Origin of the sequence: Microbacterium yannicii (genome assembly GCF_024055635.1) — a bacterium.
In the GTDB taxonomy this organism is placed as follows: Bacteria; Actinomycetota; Actinomycetes; order Actinomycetales; family Microbacteriaceae; genus Microbacterium; species Microbacterium yannicii.
Genome location: NZ_JAMXMB010000008.1, coordinates 40,473 through 57,580, shown reverse-complemented (window position 1 = coordinate 57,580; position 17,108 = coordinate 40,473). Strand labels below are relative to the sequence as shown.

Below are 17,108 nucleotides of genomic sequence, written 5' to 3'. Positions count from 1 at the left end.
GATTGGGAGGTCTGGCGGAGGGGAGGGGATCGAATGACCGAGACCGTTCCCCCCGCCCAGTCCTCGTCGCTGCGGCGTCTGGTGCCGCGGATCTTCTCGCGCTCGGCGCGCAGGGACGACGTCCAGCAGCTGCTGCGGACGGTGCGCACGCACCACCCGAAGGGCGATCTGTCGATCGTCGAGCGCGCGTACTCGGTCGCCGAGAACGCCCACTCCGGGCAGGCGCGCCAGAGCGGCGAGCCGTACATCACGCACCCCCTCGCCGTGGCTCAGATCCTCGCGGATCTGGGACTCGGCCCGCGCGCGATCGCGGCGGCACTCCTTCACGACACGGTGGAGGACACCGACTACTCGCTCGAGATGCTCACGAGCGAGTTCGGCGACGAGGTCGCGATGCTCGTCGACGGCGTCACGAAACTCGACAAGGTCAAGTACGGCGAGAGCGCCCAGGCCGAGACCGTCCGCAAGATGATCGTCGCGATGTCGCGCGACATCCGCGTCCTGCTCATCAAACTGGCCGACCGACTGCACAACGCCCGCACCTGGGGCTTCGTGCCGCCGGAGAAGGCCCGCAAGAAGGCGACCGAGACACTCGAGATCTATGCGCCGCTGGCGCACCGGCTCGGTATCCAGGCGATCAAGTCCGAGCTCGAGGACCTCTCGTTCGCGGTGCTGCATCCGAAGCTGTACGCCGAGATCGACAGCCTCGTCAAGCAGCGCACACCGCAGCGCGAGCAGTACGTGCAGAACGTCATCGACGCGGTGGACAGCGACCTCCGCGAGCTGCGCATCCGCGGCCGCGTGATGGGCCGTCCCAAGCAGCTGTACTCCGTCTACCAGAAGATGGTGGTCCGCGGGCGCGAGTTCGACGACATCTACGACCTCATCGGCATCCGCGTGCTCGTCGGCAGCGTGCGCGACTGCTACGCGGTCCTCGGCGCGATCCACGCCCGCTGGACGCCGCTCCCGGGGCGCTTCAAGGACTACATCGCGACACCGAAGTTCAACCTCTACCAGTCGCTGCATACGACGGTCATCGGCCCCGGTGGGCGCACTGTCGAGATCCAGATCCGCACGCACGAGATGCACCAGCAGGCGGAGTACGGCGTCGCGGCCCACTGGAAGTACAAAGAGCAGATGAACGGCGCCAAGCCGGACTCCAAGTCGCTCGACACCGACATGGCCTGGCTCGCCCACATCTCCGACTGGCAGGCAGAGACGGCCGACCCCGGCGAGTTCCTCGATTCGCTGCGCTTCGAGATCGGCGCCAAGGAGGTCTATGTCTTCACGCCGAAGGGTCGCGTGATCGGGCTTCCGGCGGGTGCGACCCCGGTCGACTTCGCGTACGCGGTCCACACCGAGGTGGGTCACCGCACGATGGGCGCGAAGGTCAACGGCCGACTCGTGCCGCTGGAGTCCGAGCTCAAGAGCGGCGACGTCGTCGAGGTGTTCACCTCGAAGAACCCCGACGCCGGCCCGAGCCAGGACTGGCTGGGCTTCGTACGGAGCACCCGCGCGCGCAACAAGATCCGCGGCTGGTTCACGAAGGAGCGCCGCGAGGAGGCCATCGAGCAGGGCAAGGAGTCCATCGCCCGCGCGATGCGCCGCCAGAACCTGCCGCTGCAGCGCCTGATGAGCCAGGACTCGTTCACCGAGGTGGCGCACCTGCTCCGCTACGAAGACGTGTCAGCGCTCTACGCCGCCGTCGGCGAAGGCCATGTCTCGACGCAGTCGGTCATCGAGAAGGTCACGGCGCTGGTCGCGGCCAACGACACCACCACCGGTCCCATCGACCTGCCCGTCGTCGGACGCACCCGCGCGCCGCGGGGCGGCGACTCGGGGGTCCTGGTGCGCGGTGCCCCCGACATCCTCGTCAAGCTCGCCAAGTGCTGCACCCCCGTGCCCGGTGACGAGGTCGTCGGCTTCGTGACCCGCGGCAGCGGGGTCTCGGTGCACCGCACCGACTGCACGAACGTCGCCGCGCTGATGGAGGACCCGCAGCGCATCATCGAGGTCGAGTGGGCCCCGACGACCAAGAGCGTGTTCCTCGTGCAGATCCAGGTCGAGGCGCTCGACCGCTCCGGCCTGCTGAGCGACGTGACGCGTGTGCTCAGCGAGCATCACGTCAACATCCTCTCGGCGACGGTCTCGACCTCGAACGACCGACTGGCCCTGAGCCGCTTCGTGTTCGAGATGGGCGACATCGTCCACCTCGATCGTGTGCTGAACGCCGTGCGGCGCATCGACGCCGTCTACGACGTGTACCGCGTCACGTCGTCCTGAAGCGCGGCGACGATCGCGCGCAGGCACGCCAGCGCCACCCGCTTGTGGGGGAGCACACCCGCCTCCAGCCGCGCGATCGCGCGATGCGCGGCATCCGGGTCCGCGCCGGCCAGCAGGCGCGCGGCGCGCACGTGATCATCGTCGCCGACTCGGGCGAGGTCGGCGAGGGTGCGCTCGGGGCTGGTGACCAGCACCCCTCCGAGCAGCTGCAGGTCTTCGCCCGCCACAGCGAGGTCGCGGTAGACCAATTGACGGTGCGGAACGACGTGGAGGCGACGCGCCACCGCGCGCTGCACCGTGTGGCGCGCCGGCGGCACCGGCAGGCCGCCGTGGATCCACGCCGCCGACAGATGCGTCGCCGCCAGCGTGTCCCCGAGCGTCCGCGCCAGCGAGCCGGCACGCAGCGCCGGAGTCTCGACCGCGTCGGCGGGCATGTAGGCGTCGCCGAGCGACACGAGATGCCCGTCGAGGCAGGCCGCGGTCAGCTCGGCGCTCGAGAGCCGCTCATCCGCGAAGTACAGGAAGGGGGATCCCACGTCCGCAGTCTGCCGCACCGGGTGAGGGCGACGGATGCCGCGTCCGGCGTCCTGTGGACAACCCGGGGACGGGCCCGTGGCGACGGCCCGTGGCGACGGGTCAGCCGCCGAGCGCCTTCAGCCAGGTGCGGCGCGCCTCGAGCGCGTCGGTGGCGTCGGCGATCGCCCGCTTGTCGCCCGACTTCTGGGCGGCCTCCAGTTCGTCCTCGAGCTTGCGGATGGCGTCCGTCAGCTGACGCGTCATGTCGTTCGCGCGCGCCTTCTGTGCGGGGTCGTTCCGCTTCCAGTCGGCTTCCTCGCGAGAGCGCAGGCCGTTCTCGATCCGACGCAGCTCGTCGTCCAGCGCACGCTCCGTGTCGCGGGGGAAGATCCGGCCGACCTCGTCCCAGCGCCGTTGCACGCCGGTCAGGATGGCACGCGCCTTGGCGATGTCGCGTTCGTCGGCGACGGCCTTCGCTTCGTCGAGCAGTGCGCGCTTGAGCTCGACCTTCTCGCGCGAGGCTTCGAGGTCTGCCGTCTCGCGCTCGATCCGTGCGCCGTACAGGGCGTCCCCGGCGGCCTTGAACCGGGCCCACAGTGCGTCGTCGACCTTCTTGCCGGCCCGACCGGCCGTCTTCCATTCATCGAGCAGGTCGCGGTAGGCCGGGATGCCGTCCTCGCCCTTGGGCGCGAGGGCCTCGGCCCGCTCGACCAGGCGCGTCTTGCGATCGCGAACGCCCTTGTGCGCCTCGTCGAGCTCGGCGTAGAACGCCCGGCGGTGCTTGTCGACGATCGCTCGCGCGTCGCGGAATCGCTTCCAGAGCTGCTGGGCGGTGGACTTCGGCAGACGCGGGCCGTTCTGCTGCTGCGACTGCCACTCGTCGAACAGCGTGTTGAGCTCGGAGGTCGCCTGCTTCCACTGCACCGTGCGCGGATCGCGGGCGGCCAGCGCCTCGGCCTTCTCGACGAGCTCCGTGCGCGCCTTGACCGCGTCGTCGACGGCCTCCCGCGCGGCCACGGCCTCGGTCTCGGACTCGGCGGCGAGCGTGGTCGTCAATGCGGCGACACGGGCGACGAGGCCGGCGAGGTCGCCGACAGCCGCGGCATCCTCGAGCTTGCCGTTGATCGTGCGCGCGGTCGCGCGGAGGTCGGCGACCGACGCGCCGCCACGGCGGTGGCGCACCTCCAGAAGCGTGACCTCGCTCGCCAGGTCGGCGTACTTGCGCTCGAAGTACGCGAGGGCCTCCTCGGGGGAGCCGTCCGGGTACTGGCCGACCACGCGCCATCCGCCGGCCTCGCGGACCGAGACGGTGCCGTCGTCGTCGACACGACCCCAGGGCTCGCCCGACGATGCAGCGGGTTCCGCGACGGCGGGCTTCGCCGCAGCCGGCTTCGGCACCGGGCGCGGCCGCGGCGCAGCCGGGGAAGGCGCGGCGGGCGTCGGCACGGGCGGGGTCGGTGCAGCTGCCTTTGCCGGCTCCGCGGCTGCAACTTCTGCAGGCTCCGCGGCGTCGGCCCCTGCAGGCTCCGCGGCGTCGGCCTCTGCAGGCTCCGCGGCGTCGGCCTCTGCAGGCTCCGCGGCGTCGGCCTCGACAGGCTCGGCGGTGTCAGCATCTACGGGCTCCGCAGTGTCAGCCTCTGCAGGCTCCACGGCGACGGCCTCGACAGGCTCGACGGCGTCAGCCTCCGGGCCCTCCACGGCGGCCTCCGTCGGGACATCGTCCGATCCCTCGTCGGCGGCGGCCTCTGCGGCAGACGCGGTCACAGGTTCGGCCTGACCGTCGGCCGAGGCCTCGGCATCCTCCACGGCATCCGCTGTGGGCGAGACGTCGTCGACGGCCGGAGTCTCGGTCTCGTCGGTCGCGGGGTTCTCGGCGTCGGTCTCGGGCTGGAAATCTGCTGCGGCAGTCACGGAAATGCACCTCATCGCGGCTCGCGCCGTCTGTAGGGAGTAGGACGGCTCACAGCCTAGTACGGCGGGTGCCGTGTCTCCGATGCCGTTGCGGCCCAGACCGCGGGACGTCAGGGGGTGGGGGTGGGAGTCACGCCGGGTTCCGGCGTCACGGTCGACGACGGCGTCGGGTTCGGCACCGTCGGGGTCGGGGTCGGCGTCGAGGAGGGGGACGGCACGGGGGCACCGGGGCCGGCGACGAAGTACACCGTCTGCGCGCCGATGAGGCCAAGGATCAGCACACCGCCGACGATGCCCGCGATGAGGTTGTCGCGCGTGCGGCGGCGCTCCTGGCCATCGTGGAACTGGCGTCGCGCTTCGTACAGACGCGTGCGCTCCCGCGCAGCCCGCGAGTCGCGGTCCTTACCACCGGTCGCCACGTGACCTCCTCGTTCGGTACGCCCGCAGGCTCACCCGGGCGGGTTGATCCTACGGGCCCGCGCGGCGGCGATCAAAACCCCGGCCGATCCCGTGTCGTGAGCGCGGGATAGCCTGGTGAGGTGACGAGTCCGACCGCGCTCTTCCAGGGGCTGACGCCCCTGGCGGTGCGCATGCGTCCGACGTCGCTCGACGAGGTCGCCGGCCAGTCGCACCTGCTCCGCGCCGGCTCGCCGCTCGTGACGCTGGCCAATCCGGATGCCGCAGCCCGCGCGGCGACGTCGGTGATCCTGTGGGGTCCGCCGGGCACCGGCAAGACCACGCTGGCACAGGCCATCGCCCGCTCCTCCGGCCGGCGCTTCGTCGAGCTGTCGGCCGTCACGGCGGGCGTGCGCGACGTGCGCGAGGTCATGCAGGAGGCACTCACCCAGCGCGACCTGTACGGGCAGTCCACGATCCTGTTCCTCGACGAGATCCACCGCTTCACGAAGGCTCAGCAGGACGCTCTGCTCCCCGGTGTCGAGAACGGCTGGGTGGTGCTCATCGCCGCGACCACCGAGAACCCGTCGTTCTCGATCATCTCGCCGCTGCTGTCGCGTTCGCTGCTGCTCACGCTCAAGCCGCTGACCGACGACGACCTCCGCATGCTGCTGGATCGCGCGGTCGCCGACCCGCGAGGGCTCTCGGGCGCCGTGGCGATCAGCGACGAGGCCCGCGACGCGCTCGTGCGCCTTGCCTCGGGTGACGCCCGCCGTGCGCTGACCGCCCTCGAGGCCGCGGCGTCGCTCGCCGTGCCCGAGGAGGCTGAGACCGACGAAGACCAGGACGGGGACGAGGATGCCGCGGGTGTCCCAGAGATCTCGCCCGAGCACGTCGCCCAGGCCGTCGACCGGGCGCTCCTGCGGTACGACCGTCAGGGCGACGAGCACTACGACGTCATCAGCGCCTTCATCAAGTCCATCCGCGGCTCGGACGTCGATGCCGCGATTCACTACCTCGCGCGCATGATCGAGGCGGGGGAGGACCCCCGCTTCATCGCCCGGCGCCTGATCATCTCGGCCGCTGAAGACATCGGTCTCGCCGATCCTCATGCGCTGCCGATGGCCGTCGCAGCCGCCGACGCGGTGCAGTTCATCGGCATGCCGGAGGGCCGCATCCCGCTCGCCGAGGCGACGGCTTATCTGGCGACGACCGCCAAGTCCAACGCGGCCTACCTGGCCATCAACGCCGCGATCGCGGATGTGCGCTCGGGCGGCTTCGGTCGCGTGCCGGTGCATCTGCGGGATGCGCACTACCCGGGTGCCAAGCGCCTCGGTCACGGCAAGGGGTACGTGTATCCGCACGACGCCGAGATCGGCATCGCGGTGCAGCAGTACCTGCCCGACGAGCTCGTGGGCCGCCGATACTACGAACCGAAGGCGCTCGGTGCGGAGCGCGACGTGCAGGCGCGCCTCGAGAAGATCCGCCGGATCCTCGACGGCGAACGATGACGACGGCGGCGTCGTGAGGGGCCTCCCGCCGATCTGGTAAGCTTGAGGGGCTCGAAACGCAGTTTTCGGGCATCCCCTCTCTTCTTGACCGACCTTCCGGCATGCCCCGGCGTGCAGTCCGGACAGGGCGAAGACAGGGCGATACGTCCGCGAGCCGTGAAAGACACGGCAGCGTCATCGAAAGGAACACTTCGTGGCAACGAAGTCCCAGGACCGCCGCAAGGTCCGCCTCTCCCGCGCCCTCGGCGTCGCGCTGACCCCCAAGGCAGCCAAGTACCTCGAGAAGCGCCCCTACGCGCCGGGTGAGCACGGCCGCACCAAGCGCAAGCAGGACAGCGACTACGCCGTCCGCCTCCGCGAGAAGCAGCGTCTGCGCGAGCAGTACGGCATCCGCGAGAAGCAGATGCGCAACACGTTCAACGAGGCCCGTCGCACCCAGGGCCTGACGGGTGAGAACCTCGTCGAGCTCCTCGAGATGCGCCTCGACGCGCTCGTGCTGCGTGCCGGCTTCGCCCGCACCACCGCGCAGGCCCGCCAGCTCGTCGTGCACCGCCACATCCTCGTGGACGGCCAGCTCGTCGACCGCCCGTCGTTCCGCGTGAAGCCGGGTCAGCTCATCCACGTCAAGGCCAAGAGCGAGGGCATCGAGCCCTTCCAGGTCGCAGCGCTCGGCGGTCACGCCGAGGTCCTGCCGCCCGTTCCCGGCTACCTCGAGGTCGAGCTCGACAAGCTCCAGGCCCGTCTCGTGCGTCGCCCGAAGCGCGCCGAGGTCCCCGTGGTCTGCGAAGTCCAGCTCGTCGTCGAGTACTACGCGGCGCGCTAAGCGTTTCGTCTCGCTTCGCTCGCTCAACGACCGAAGCAGAAGGGCGTCGGGGTTCACCCCGGCGCCCTTCGTCGTCGGCGGGCACGTCCGTCTGCATCGGCATCGGCATCGTCGTTTCGGCATACGATGGGGGGATGCCGCGCCCCGGCGGCCCGCGAGGAAGTGGTGACATGAAGAACCTCCTGTGGTTCCTGTTCGGCATCGCCGGCGGGTTCGTGCTCGCGCACCTGGTCGACAAGGACCCGCGCGGTCACGAGATCCTGGCCGACGTCGATGCCCGCATCACGGAGTTCACCGACCGCATGGGCGACGCCTACCGCGAGCAGGAAGCGCGGTTCTCGGGCCTGGTCGACGACGTGCGGGATGCCGCCGCCGACGCCGTGGGGTCAGCCCGGACCGCGGCATCCGATGTCGTCGACAGCGCGGCGGGCGCCGTCCAGAGCGCCGCCGACAAGCTCGCCGACTGATCCGCCACATCTTCTCGGCGTCCGTGCCTCGGCACCGGTCGCCGGATACCCCACGACACGCACGCATTCGCACGCACACGCAAGGACCCGAATGAAGACCGCCGAGATCGCACAGCGCTTCCTCGATTACTTCGAGAAGAACGGCCACACCATCGTCCCCTCGGCATCGCTGGTGACCGACGACCCGGCCCTGCTGTTCACGGTGGCCGGCATGGTGCCGTTCATCCCGTACCTCTCGGGCGACGTGCCCGCGCCGTACGCGCGCGCGGCCGACAACCAGAAGTGCATCCGCACCAACGACATCGAAGAGGTCGGCAAGACGCCGCGTCACGGCACCTTCTTCCAGATGCTCGGCAACTGGTCGTTCGGCGACTACTTCAAGGAAGGGGCCATCCGCTACGCCTGGGATCTGCTGACGAGCCCCGAGGCCGACGGCGGGCTCGGGTTCGACCAGAAGGATCTGTGGGTCACCGTCTACGAAGAGGACGACGAGGCGCACGATCTCTGGCTGAAGCTCACCGATCTGCCCGAGGAGCGCATCCAGCGCCTCGGCAAGGACACCAACTACTGGAGCACCGGCCTGCCCGGGCCGGCCGGGCCGTGCTCGGAGATCTTCTTCGACCGCGGTCCGGAGTACGGCATCGACGGCGGTCCCGCCACCGACGACGACCGCTACGTGGAGATCTGGAACCTCGTGTTCATGCAGTACGAGATCACCAACGTGCGTTCGAAGTACGACTTCGACATCGTCGGGGAGCTGCCGAACAAGAACATCGACACCGGCATGGGCCTGGAGCGCATCGCGTTCATCAAGCAGGGCGTCGACAACATGTACGAGACCGACCAGGTGCGCCCGGTGCTCGACAAGGCGGTCGAGCTGTCGGGTCGCACCTACGGCGCGAACCACGACGACGACGTCCGGTTCCGCGTGGTGGCCGACCACGTCCGCTCGTCGCTCATGCTGATGTCCGACGGTGTCACGCCGGCGAACGACGGCCGCGGCTACATCCTGCGCCGCCTGATGCGCCGAGTGATCCGCTCCATGCGCCTGCTGGGCGTCGACGGGCCCACGTTCAGCGTGCTGTTCGAGGCGTCCCGTGACGCCATGAAGGACGCGTACCCGGTCGTCGAGACCGACTGGGCGCGCATCTCGCAGTACGCCCTGGCCGAAGAGGCGACGTTCCTCCGCACGCTCGCGGCGGGGGAGTCGCTCCTCGATGAGTCCCTCGCCGAGACGAAGGCGACCGGCGGCACCACCCTCACCGGGTCCGAGGCGTTCCTGCTCCACGACACCTACGGCTTCCCGATCGACCTGACGCTCGAGATCGCCGAGGAGGCCGGCCTCAGCGTCGACCGTGCGGCGTTCGACGGCCTCATGCAGGAGCAGCGCGCCCGTGCCAAGGCGGATGCCCGCGCCCGCAAGCGCCAGCTCGCCGACACCAGCGTGTACCGCGACCTGCGGGCGCAGGGCGAGACCGTCTTCACGGGCTACACCGACCTCGAGGCGGAGTCGCAGGTGCTCGGCATCCTCGTCGACGGCGTCTCGGTCGACCGCGCGAGCGTCGGCCAGATCGCCGAGGTGATCCTGGCCGAGACCGCGCTGTACGCGGAGTCCGGCGGCCAGGTCGCCGACAAGGGCGTCATCGTCGGACCCGGCTATGAGCTCGAGGTCCTCGATGTGCAGAAGCCGGTTCCAGGCCTGATCAGCCACACCGTCGAGGTGTCGACCGGCGAGGTCGGCGTGGGTCAGCCCGCGACGACGGTGGTGGATGCCGCGAACCGCCGTGCGGCGCGCCAGGCCCACTCCGCGACCCATCTCGTGCACGCGGCGCTCCGCGACACGCTGGGCAAGACCGCGACGCAGGCGGGTTCGCTGAACCGCGCCGGCTACATGCGCTTCGACTTCTCCTGGGGTCAGGCGCTGTCCGACGCCACGAAGACCGAGATCGAAGAGATCGCCAACAACGCCGTGCGTGACAACCTCGAGGTCACCACGCGGGTGCTGCCGCTCGACGAGGCGAAGTCGCTGGGTGCGATGGCGCTGTTCGGCGAGAAGTACGGCGACACGGTGCGCATGGTCGACATCGGCGGACCCTGGTCGCGCGAGCTCTGCGCGGGCACGCATGTTTCGACGAGCGCCGAGATCGGACTCATCAGCCTGCTCGGCGAGTCGTCGGTCGGCGCCGCCAACCGACGGGTCGAGGCGCTCGTCGGCCTCGATGCCTTCCGCTCACTGGCGGCCGAGCGCGCCATCGTGTCGCAGCTCACCACGTCGCTGAAGGCGCCGCGCGATCAGCTGCCCGCGCGCATCGCCGAGCTGCAGGCCAACCTCAAGGCCGCGGAGAAGAAGATCGCGGCGTTCGAGACCAAGGCGCTCGGCGATCGTCTGCCCGCCCTGGCGGGGGCCGCGATCCGCGTGGGCGAGACGCTCGTCGTCGCCGAATCGCTCGGCACGGCGGCCTCCGCCGACGATGTCCGCTCCCTCGCCCTGCAGGTGCGCGAGCGTCTCGGCTCCGACGCCGCCGTCGTCGCGCTCGGCGCCGTGGTCAACGAGCGGCCCGTTGTGATCGTCGCCACCAACGACGCGGCACGGACTGCCGGCGCCAAGGCGGGCGTGCTCGCCAAGAGCGCGGCCGGCGTCCTGGGCGGCGGCGGCGGCGGACGCGACGACGTCGCGCAGGGCGGTGGAACGGATGCCGCGGCCCTGCCCGCGGCGCTGACCGCTGTGAAGGACGCACTCGGCGCGTGAACGGCGGGCGCCGGTGAGCGGGTTCAGGCGGGGCAGACGCCTCGGTATCGACGTCGGCAAGGCGCGGGTGGGTGTCGCGACGTGCGATCCCGACGGTCTGCTGGCGACGCCGGTCGAGACGGTGCCGCGCAACGACGACTCCGTCGCGCGGATCACCGCCCTCGCCGAGGAGTATTCGGCCGTCGAACTGCTCGTGGGCCTGCCGATGAACCTGCGCGGTGAGGACACCGCCTCCACGCAGGACGCCCGCGACTTCGCGGCGGCGCTGGCTGCGGCATCCGCTCTTCCCGTGCGCCTCGTCGACGAGCGCCTGTCGACCGTCTCCGCACACGCGGCACTGCGCAGTTCGGGCAGATCCCAGCGTTCTTCGCGTAGCATCGTTGACCAGGTCGCCGCGGTCGTCCTGCTCCAGCAAGCGCTCGACGTCGAGAAGAGCACCGGACGACCTCCCGGAACCCCCGTCCCCCAGGAGCCCGCCTGATGCCCGACTCATCGCCTGACGGCGACGCCGTTCCGTCGTCGCGCCGCGCCGCGCGCGAAGCGGCCGCCCGGCGAGCCGCGACGGGGGAGACGCCGACCCAGTCGGGAGCCGCACCGGACCGCACGTCGGCCGCACCGGCCCCGCAGGCGGCGGCCACGTGGGAATCCCTGATCACCGGCGCCACGCCGGTCGTCGGGAGCGGTCCCACCGTGCCGCCCGCAGCCGCGCCACCCACCGCGCCGCCCGCCGCCGCAGTCCCGCCGCCCGCCGCGGTCCCCACGCCCGCTGTGGACACTCCCGCCGCCGATACACCGGGCAGCGGCTTCCAGCCTGTGCCGCTGCGCACGCCGCGTCCGTCCCGCCCTGACATCGAGTCCACCCCCGAGAACGACCCGTGGCTCTTCTCGGGCGACACCATGCCCGCGATGCCCTACAGTCGCAATGCGGCGACCACGACGGTCTCCGCGGCGGCGACGCGCACCGCGACGCTGTCCGGCGAGGAGCCCACGCAGACCTCCGAGCGTCCGACCACGGCCACGCTCGACCAGCTGTTCGAGGGCTCCACCTCCACGGACGACATCGGATACGTGCCACCGAAGAACAAGAAGCGCCGCCGCATCGGCGGATGGATCGCGCTCGGCGTCGTGCTGCTGATCCTCGGCGGCATCGCCGGCGGCGCGTACTACGTGTGGAACACGTACGAGGACAAGATCCGCGAGGTCATGGGCTGGGAAGAGCCCAAGGACTACGAAGCGGGCCTGGCCAACGGCGAGACCACGATCACGATCGAATCAGGGTTCACCGGGCAGCCGATCTCGCAGGCGCTCTACGACGCCGGCGTGATCAAGACGCCGGATGCGTTCTACGACTACCTGATCGAGACCGGCCAGAACCCCACCTTCCAGCCGGGCGTCTACAAGCTGCAGAAGCAGATGACGTCCGAGGCAGCCCTCGCCGCCCTCATGGAGCCGGCGAACAGACAGGAGTTCACGGCGCAGATCCCCGAGGGGTTCACCCTCGACGGTACCCTGCAGCGCATCTCCGAGGGCACCGGCATCCCGCTCGCCGACCTGCAGGCCGCCGCCGCCGACTCGACCCAGTACGGTGTTCCGGCCGACCCGGCCGTCGTCGCAGCAGGTGGGCAGCCGCTCGAGGGCTGGCTGTTCCCGGCCACATACACCTTCGATCCCAGCGTGACCGCACAGTCGGCGATCAAGACCCTTGTCGACCGCACGATCCAGTCGCTCGACGCGGCGGGCGTCCCCGCCGACCAGCGTCAGAGGATCCTGACCATCGCCTCGATCATCCAGCGCGAGGCCCGCTTCGAGGCCGACATGCAGAAGGTGTCGCGAGTGATCCTCAACCGCCTCGAACCCGGCAACCAGGAGACGTTCGGCAAGCTGCAGATGGACTCGACCGCGCAGTACGGCTTCGGCGAGATGCACGACGGCACGGTCAGCTCGTCCGAAGAGGCATTGAACGACCCGAACCCGTGGAACACGTACTTCCACACGGGGCTGCCCGTCGGTCCCATCTCGAATCCCGGCGACGTGGCGATCGACGCCGCCATGCATCCCGCCGACGGGCCATGGCTGTACTTCGTGACGGTCAACCTCGACACCGGTGAGACGCAGTTCACGAGCACCTACAGCGAGCACCTGAAGTACGTGGACCAGTGGCAGCAGTGGTGCTCCGAACACCCGGACTCGGGGTGCTGAGCCCGCACGCGACGCGTCTGGAGGTCTGGGGCGATCCCATCGCGCACAGCCGCTCGCCCCAGCTGCACGCCGCGGCGTACGCCGTGCTCGGCCTGGACTGGTCGTACGGCCTCCGCCGCGTCGACGAGGCGTCGTTCCCGGGGGAGTTCGCCGAGCTGGACGACAGCTGGCGCGGCCTCTCGCTCACGATGCCGCTGAAGAGCGTCGCCTTCACCGCGGCCGCCCACCGGGACCGCCGCGCCGAGCTGACCGGCGCTGTCAACACGCTGCTGCTCGCCCCGACGGGGCCGTACGGCTTCAACACCGACGTGGGCGGCATCGTGCGCTCTCTCGCGGACGACGGCATCACCGACGTCGAGCGCGCCCGCATCGTCGGCGCCGGCGCGACGGCGACCTCCGCGCTCGTCGCCCTGTGCGAGCTCGGAGTGCGCGAGATCGACGTGGTCGCGCGCCGGCCCGAGGCGGTGACGCCGCTCGCCGAGCTCGGTGGCCGACTGGGCATCGAGGTGACCGCCGCATCGTTCGCAGCATCCCACCACTCCGCCGTGGACCTCACCATCGCGACGCTGCCGGGCGAGGCACCGGTGACGGATGCCGCGGCCGACGCGCTGGCGCGCTCCGGCGGACTGCTGCTCGATGTCGTCTACGGACACTGGCCGACCGTGCTGTCGGCTGCGTGGGGGCGTGCCGGGAACCCCGCGCGGTCGGGACTCGGAATGCTGCTGCACCAGGCTCTGCTGCAGGTGCGGATCTTCCGCCACGGCGATCCGGACGCGCCGCTCGCGAACGAGGTCGAGTCGCTCCAGGCGATGCGCCGGGTGCTCGAGGAGCCCACGACGGCGTAACGGCGAGCCGGGGCGTGGGAGACTGGACCAATGCTCCGCGTGCTCACGGCCGGCGAATCGCACGGCCCCGAACTCGTCGCCGTCATGGAGGGCCTGCCTGCAGGCGTCCCCATCTCCCGCGCCGCGATCCAAGCGGATCTCGCGCGCCGCAAGCTCGGCTACGGCCGCGGCTCGCGCATGAAGTTCGAAGAGGACGAGCTGACGATCTCGTCGGGTGTGGTGCACGGCACCAGCCTCGGCAGCCCCATCGCCCTGCGCATCGGCAACACCGAATGGCCCAAGTGGGTCGAGGTCATGAGCCCTGAGCCCGTCGAGCTCACGGAGAAGTCCCGCGGCCGCGGCGCCGCACTGACCCGCCCGCGTCCGGGCCACGCCGATCTCGTCGGCATGCAGAAGTACGGCTTCGACGAGGCCCGCCCGATCCTCGAGCGTGCGAGCGCCCGCGAGACCGCCGCTCGCGTCGCGCTCGGCGCTCTGGCCCGCGGGTTCCTGGCCGAGCTCGGCATCCGTCTCGTCAGCCACACGCTCTCGATCGGTCCGGTGCAGGTGCCGGCAGGCTCGGCCCTGCCCACGCCGGATGACGTGGAGGCGCTCGACGCCGATCCGCTCCGCTGCTTCGACGCCGCCACGAGTGCGGCCATGGTGGCCGAGGTCGACGATGCACGCAAGGACGGCGACACGCTCGGCGGCATCGTCGAGGTGCTGGCCTACGGCCTGCCGCCGGGGCTCGGCTCGCACGTGCACTGGGATCGCCGCCTCGACGCCAAGCTGGCGCAGGCGCTCATGAGCATCCAGGCCATCAAGGGCGTGGAGGTCGGCGACGGCTTCGAGACCACCCGCCGTCGCGGCTCCGCCGCCCACGACGAGCTGTTCGTGGCAGACGACCGCATCACGCGATCGAGCGACAAGGCGGGCGGCACGGAGGGCGGCATGTCGACCGGCACCGTGCTGCGCGTGCGCGCCGGAATGAAGCCGATCGCGACGGTACCGCGGGCCCTGCGCACCGTGGACGTCGCGACGGGCGACGCCGCATCCGCGCACCACCAGCGCTCCGACGTGTGCGCGGTGCCGGCGGCCGGCGTCGTCGCCGAGGCGATGGTCGCCGTGGTGCTGGCCGATGTCGTGCTGGAGAAGTTCGGCGGCGACAGCGTGGCTGAGACGCGCCGCAACCTCGAGGGCTACCTCGCCGCCATCCCCGACGCGCTGCGCAGTGCGGCCGAGAGCGACGCCGGCCTCGCCGAGCATGACCTCGCACTCTGACGCCGTCGTGCTCATCGGCCCGATGGGGGCCGGTAAGACCAGCATCGGCAGGAAGGCTGCACGCGCGCTCGGCGTGTCCTTCTTCGACACCGACGCCGCGGTCGTCCGCGATCACGGACCGATCGAGAAGCTCTTCGTCGAGCACGGCGAGGCGCACTTCCGCGCCGCCGAGCGCGCTGCCGTCCGCGAGGGACTCGCCACGGCCGGCATCGTCTCGCTGGGCGGCGGCGCAGTGATGGACCCCGACACCCGCGCCGAGCTCGCGCGCCACCGCGTCGCACTCCTCACCGTCACCCCACGGGTGGTGGCCGGCCGCGTGCGCGACTCGAACCGGCCGCTGCTGCAGGGCGGCGATGACGCCATCGAGCGCTGGACGGCGATCTTCGAAGAGCGCCGCCCCGTCTACGAAGAGCTCGCCGACGTGACGTTCGACACGTCGACGGGTCCGCTGCAGGACATCGTCGACGCGCTCGTCGCATGGGTGCGCGCGAGCAGACCCGACCAGGAGGAGACGGCATGACGGATGCCACGATCATCACCGTGAGCGGAGACGCGAGCTACGGCATCACTGTGGGCCACGGCATCCTGTCGTCCCTCGGCGAGGCACTGCCCGCTGCGGCCCGCAAGGTGCTCGTGATCCACCCGCCGACGCTTGCGGCGCAGGCCGAGAGCCTGCGCGCGCAGCTGGTCGGCGACCGCGAGGTGCTGCTGGCCGAGATCCCCGACGCGGAGGCCGGAAAGCGCATCGAGGTCGCGGCGTTCTGCTGGCAGGTCATGGGCAAGGCCGACTTCACCCGCACCGACGTCGTCGTGGGCTTCGGCGGGGGAGCGGTCACCGATCTCGCCGGCTTCGTCGCCGCCACGTGGCTGCGCGGCGTCGAGGTCGTGCAGGTGCCGACGACGGTGCTCGGCATGGTCGATGCCGCCGTCGGCGGCAAGACCGGCGTCAACACGGCAGAGGGCAAGAACCTCGTCGGTGCCTTCTGGGCGCCGCGCGCCGTCATCTGCGACCTCGATCTGCTCGGCTCACTGTCGCGCAACGAGCGCGTCGCGGGCTACGCCGAGGTCGTGAAGGCCGGGTTCATCTGGGCGCCCGAGATCCTCGACCTCGTCGAGGCCGACCCCGAGACCGCGGTGGACCCGCAGAGCGCCGCATTCCGCCGCACCATCGAGCTCGCCATCGAGATGAAGGCCCGCGTCGTGGGGGAGGACCTGCGCGAAGCCGGCCTGCGAGAGATCCTCAACTACGGCCACACCCTGGGTCACGCCATCGAGCACGCCGAGCGCTACCGCTGGCGACACGGCGCCGCGATCTCGGTGGGGATGGTGTTCGCCGCCGAGCTGTCGCGGCTCGCCGGCCGGCTTCCGGATGCCGCCGCCCAGCGCCATCGCGACATCCTGGAGTCGCTCGGCCTGCCGACCACCTACGGGGCGGGACGCTGGCCCACGCTTCTCGCGACGATGCAGCGCGACAAGAAGAGCCGCGGCGGCATGCTGCGCTTCATCGTGCTCGACGACATCGCCAAGCCCACCGTGCTGCAGGCGCCGGACGAATCGCTGCTCTTCGCCGCCTACCAGGAGGTGACGGGCTGATGCCGGCGTCCGCCGCGCCCGGCCTCACGGTGCGCCGCATCCGTGCCGACGAATGGGCGGCGGTGCGCGACCTGCGACTCGAGTCGACGAGCGACCCCGATGCGGCCGTCGCGTTCCTCGAGACTCCCGAGCAGGTGGCCGCGCGGACCGACGATTTCTGGCGCGAACGCAGCGAGAAGGCGGCCACGAGCGAGACCACCGCCCAGTTCGTCGCCGTCGTCGACGGGGACTGGGTCGGCAGCCTCTCCGTGCTCATCCGCGCCACCGGGCAGAAAGACCACCTCGGCCGGTACGTCGATGACCGCCGGGCCGACGTCGTGGGCGTATATGTGAACCCCGGCCACCGCGGCGCCGGGACGGTCGACGCGCTGCTCGCCGCGGCGGCCGAGTGGGCGGCGGGCCTCGGGCTCGACCGGATCTCGCTCGACGTGCATCGCGACAACCATCGCGCCCAGGGCGCGTACCGGCGTGCCGGCTTCGCACCCACCGGCGAGACGTACTCCAGCGCCATCGGGCCGGAGATCGTCATGTCGCGCCCCCTGCCGTGACCGGCCT

15 protein-coding genes are annotated in these 17,108 nt (G+C 70.9%); 12 read left to right on the top strand and 3 right to left on the bottom strand.

The window, feature by feature from the left end:
- Positions 1–33: 33 nt before the first annotated feature.
- On the top strand, positions 34–2,283 hold the full coding sequence (locus NCG93_RS03340; RefSeq protein WP_194415416.1) for a RelA/SpoT family protein: 2,250 nt from the start codon (positions 34–36) through the stop codon (positions 2,281–2,283).
- On the opposite strand, the gene NCG93_RS03335 is transcribed toward NCG93_RS03340, so the two are convergent.
- From NCG93_RS03335 to NCG93_RS03325, 3 genes are all read right to left on the bottom strand, one after another.
- The gene (locus NCG93_RS03335; protein WP_194415417.1) at positions 2,253–2,819 is read right to left on the bottom strand and encodes a type IV toxin-antitoxin system AbiEi family antitoxin; all 567 of its coding nucleotides are present in this window, start codon (positions 2,817–2,819) and stop codon (positions 2,253–2,255) included. The genes NCG93_RS03340 and NCG93_RS03335 overlap by 31 nt on opposite strands.
- 100 nt (positions 2,820–2,919) lie before the next feature.
- Positions 2,920–4,710, bottom strand: coding sequence for a DUF349 domain-containing protein (locus tag NCG93_RS03330; RefSeq protein ID WP_308212096.1), 1,791 nt, complete (start codon positions 4,708–4,710; stop codon positions 2,920–2,922).
- A 110-nt stretch (positions 4,711–4,820) separates the two neighbouring features.
- Positions 4,821–5,129 (bottom strand): dioxygenase, encoded by a 309-nt coding sequence (locus NCG93_RS03325; protein WP_194415418.1) that lies wholly within the window; start codon positions 5,127–5,129, stop codon positions 4,821–4,823.
- A gap of 171 nt (positions 5,130–5,300) precedes the next feature.
- On the opposite strand from NCG93_RS03325, the gene NCG93_RS03320 reads away from it, so the two are divergent.
- From NCG93_RS03320 to NCG93_RS03270, 11 genes are all read left to right on the top strand, one after another.
- Complete coding sequence (locus NCG93_RS03320) at positions 5,301–6,617, top strand: replication-associated recombination protein A (RefSeq protein WP_206687932.1); 1,317 nt, start codon at positions 5,301–5,303, stop codon at positions 6,615–6,617.
- A 193-nt stretch (positions 6,618–6,810) separates the two neighbouring features.
- Positions 6,811–7,440: a 30S ribosomal protein S4 gene (gene rpsD / locus NCG93_RS03315; RefSeq protein WP_194415420.1), complete on the top strand. Its 630-nt coding sequence runs from the start codon at positions 6,811–6,813 to the stop codon at positions 7,438–7,440.
- A 170-nt stretch (positions 7,441–7,610) separates the two neighbouring features.
- On the top strand, positions 7,611–7,907 hold the full coding sequence (locus NCG93_RS03310; RefSeq protein WP_194415421.1) for an ATPase: 297 nt from the start codon (positions 7,611–7,613) through the stop codon (positions 7,905–7,907).
- A gap of 91 nt (positions 7,908–7,998) precedes the next feature.
- On the top strand, positions 7,999–10,656 hold the full coding sequence (gene alaS, locus NCG93_RS03305; protein ID WP_194415422.1) for an alanine--tRNA ligase: 2,658 nt from the start codon (positions 7,999–8,001) through the stop codon (positions 10,654–10,656).
- 13 nt (positions 10,657–10,669) lie between these two features.
- A complete protein-coding gene (ruvX, locus tag NCG93_RS03300; protein WP_194415423.1) occupies positions 10,670–11,137 on the top strand; it encodes a Holliday junction resolvase RuvX in 468 nt (155 codons plus the stop codon).
- Positions 11,137–12,855 carry an endolytic transglycosylase MltG gene (gene mltG, locus NCG93_RS03295; RefSeq protein ID WP_194415424.1) on the top strand — a complete coding sequence of 573 codons (1,719 nt, stop codon included), beginning with the start codon at positions 11,137–11,139 and terminating at the stop codon, positions 12,853–12,855. Before ruvX ends, mltG begins: the two co-directional genes overlap by 1 nt.
- Positions 12,825–13,700 carry a shikimate dehydrogenase gene (locus NCG93_RS03290; RefSeq protein WP_308212095.1) on the top strand — a complete coding sequence of 292 codons (876 nt, stop codon included), beginning with the start codon at positions 12,825–12,827 and terminating at the stop codon, positions 13,698–13,700. Before mltG ends, NCG93_RS03290 begins: the two co-directional genes overlap by 31 nt.
- 30 nt (positions 13,701–13,730) lie before the next feature.
- Entirely contained in the window at positions 13,731–14,960 is a 1,230-nt protein-coding gene (aroC, locus tag NCG93_RS03285) for a chorismate synthase (RefSeq protein WP_194415425.1), read from the top strand.
- Positions 14,944–15,480, top strand: a complete 537-nt coding sequence (locus NCG93_RS03280; protein ID WP_194415426.1) for a shikimate kinase — start codon at positions 14,944–14,946, stop codon at positions 15,478–15,480. Before aroC ends, NCG93_RS03280 begins: the two co-directional genes overlap by 17 nt.
- Positions 15,477–16,553 (top strand): 3-dehydroquinate synthase, encoded by a 1,077-nt coding sequence (aroB, locus tag NCG93_RS03275; RefSeq protein WP_194415427.1) that lies wholly within the window; start codon positions 15,477–15,479, stop codon positions 16,551–16,553. The genes NCG93_RS03280 and aroB overlap by 4 nt, the downstream gene beginning before the upstream one ends.
- Entirely contained in the window at positions 16,553–17,101 is a 549-nt protein-coding gene (locus tag NCG93_RS03270; protein ID WP_194415428.1) for a GNAT family N-acetyltransferase, read from the top strand. Before aroB ends, NCG93_RS03270 begins: the two co-directional genes overlap by 1 nt.
- The last annotated feature ends 7 nt before the right edge of the window (positions 17,102–17,108 follow it).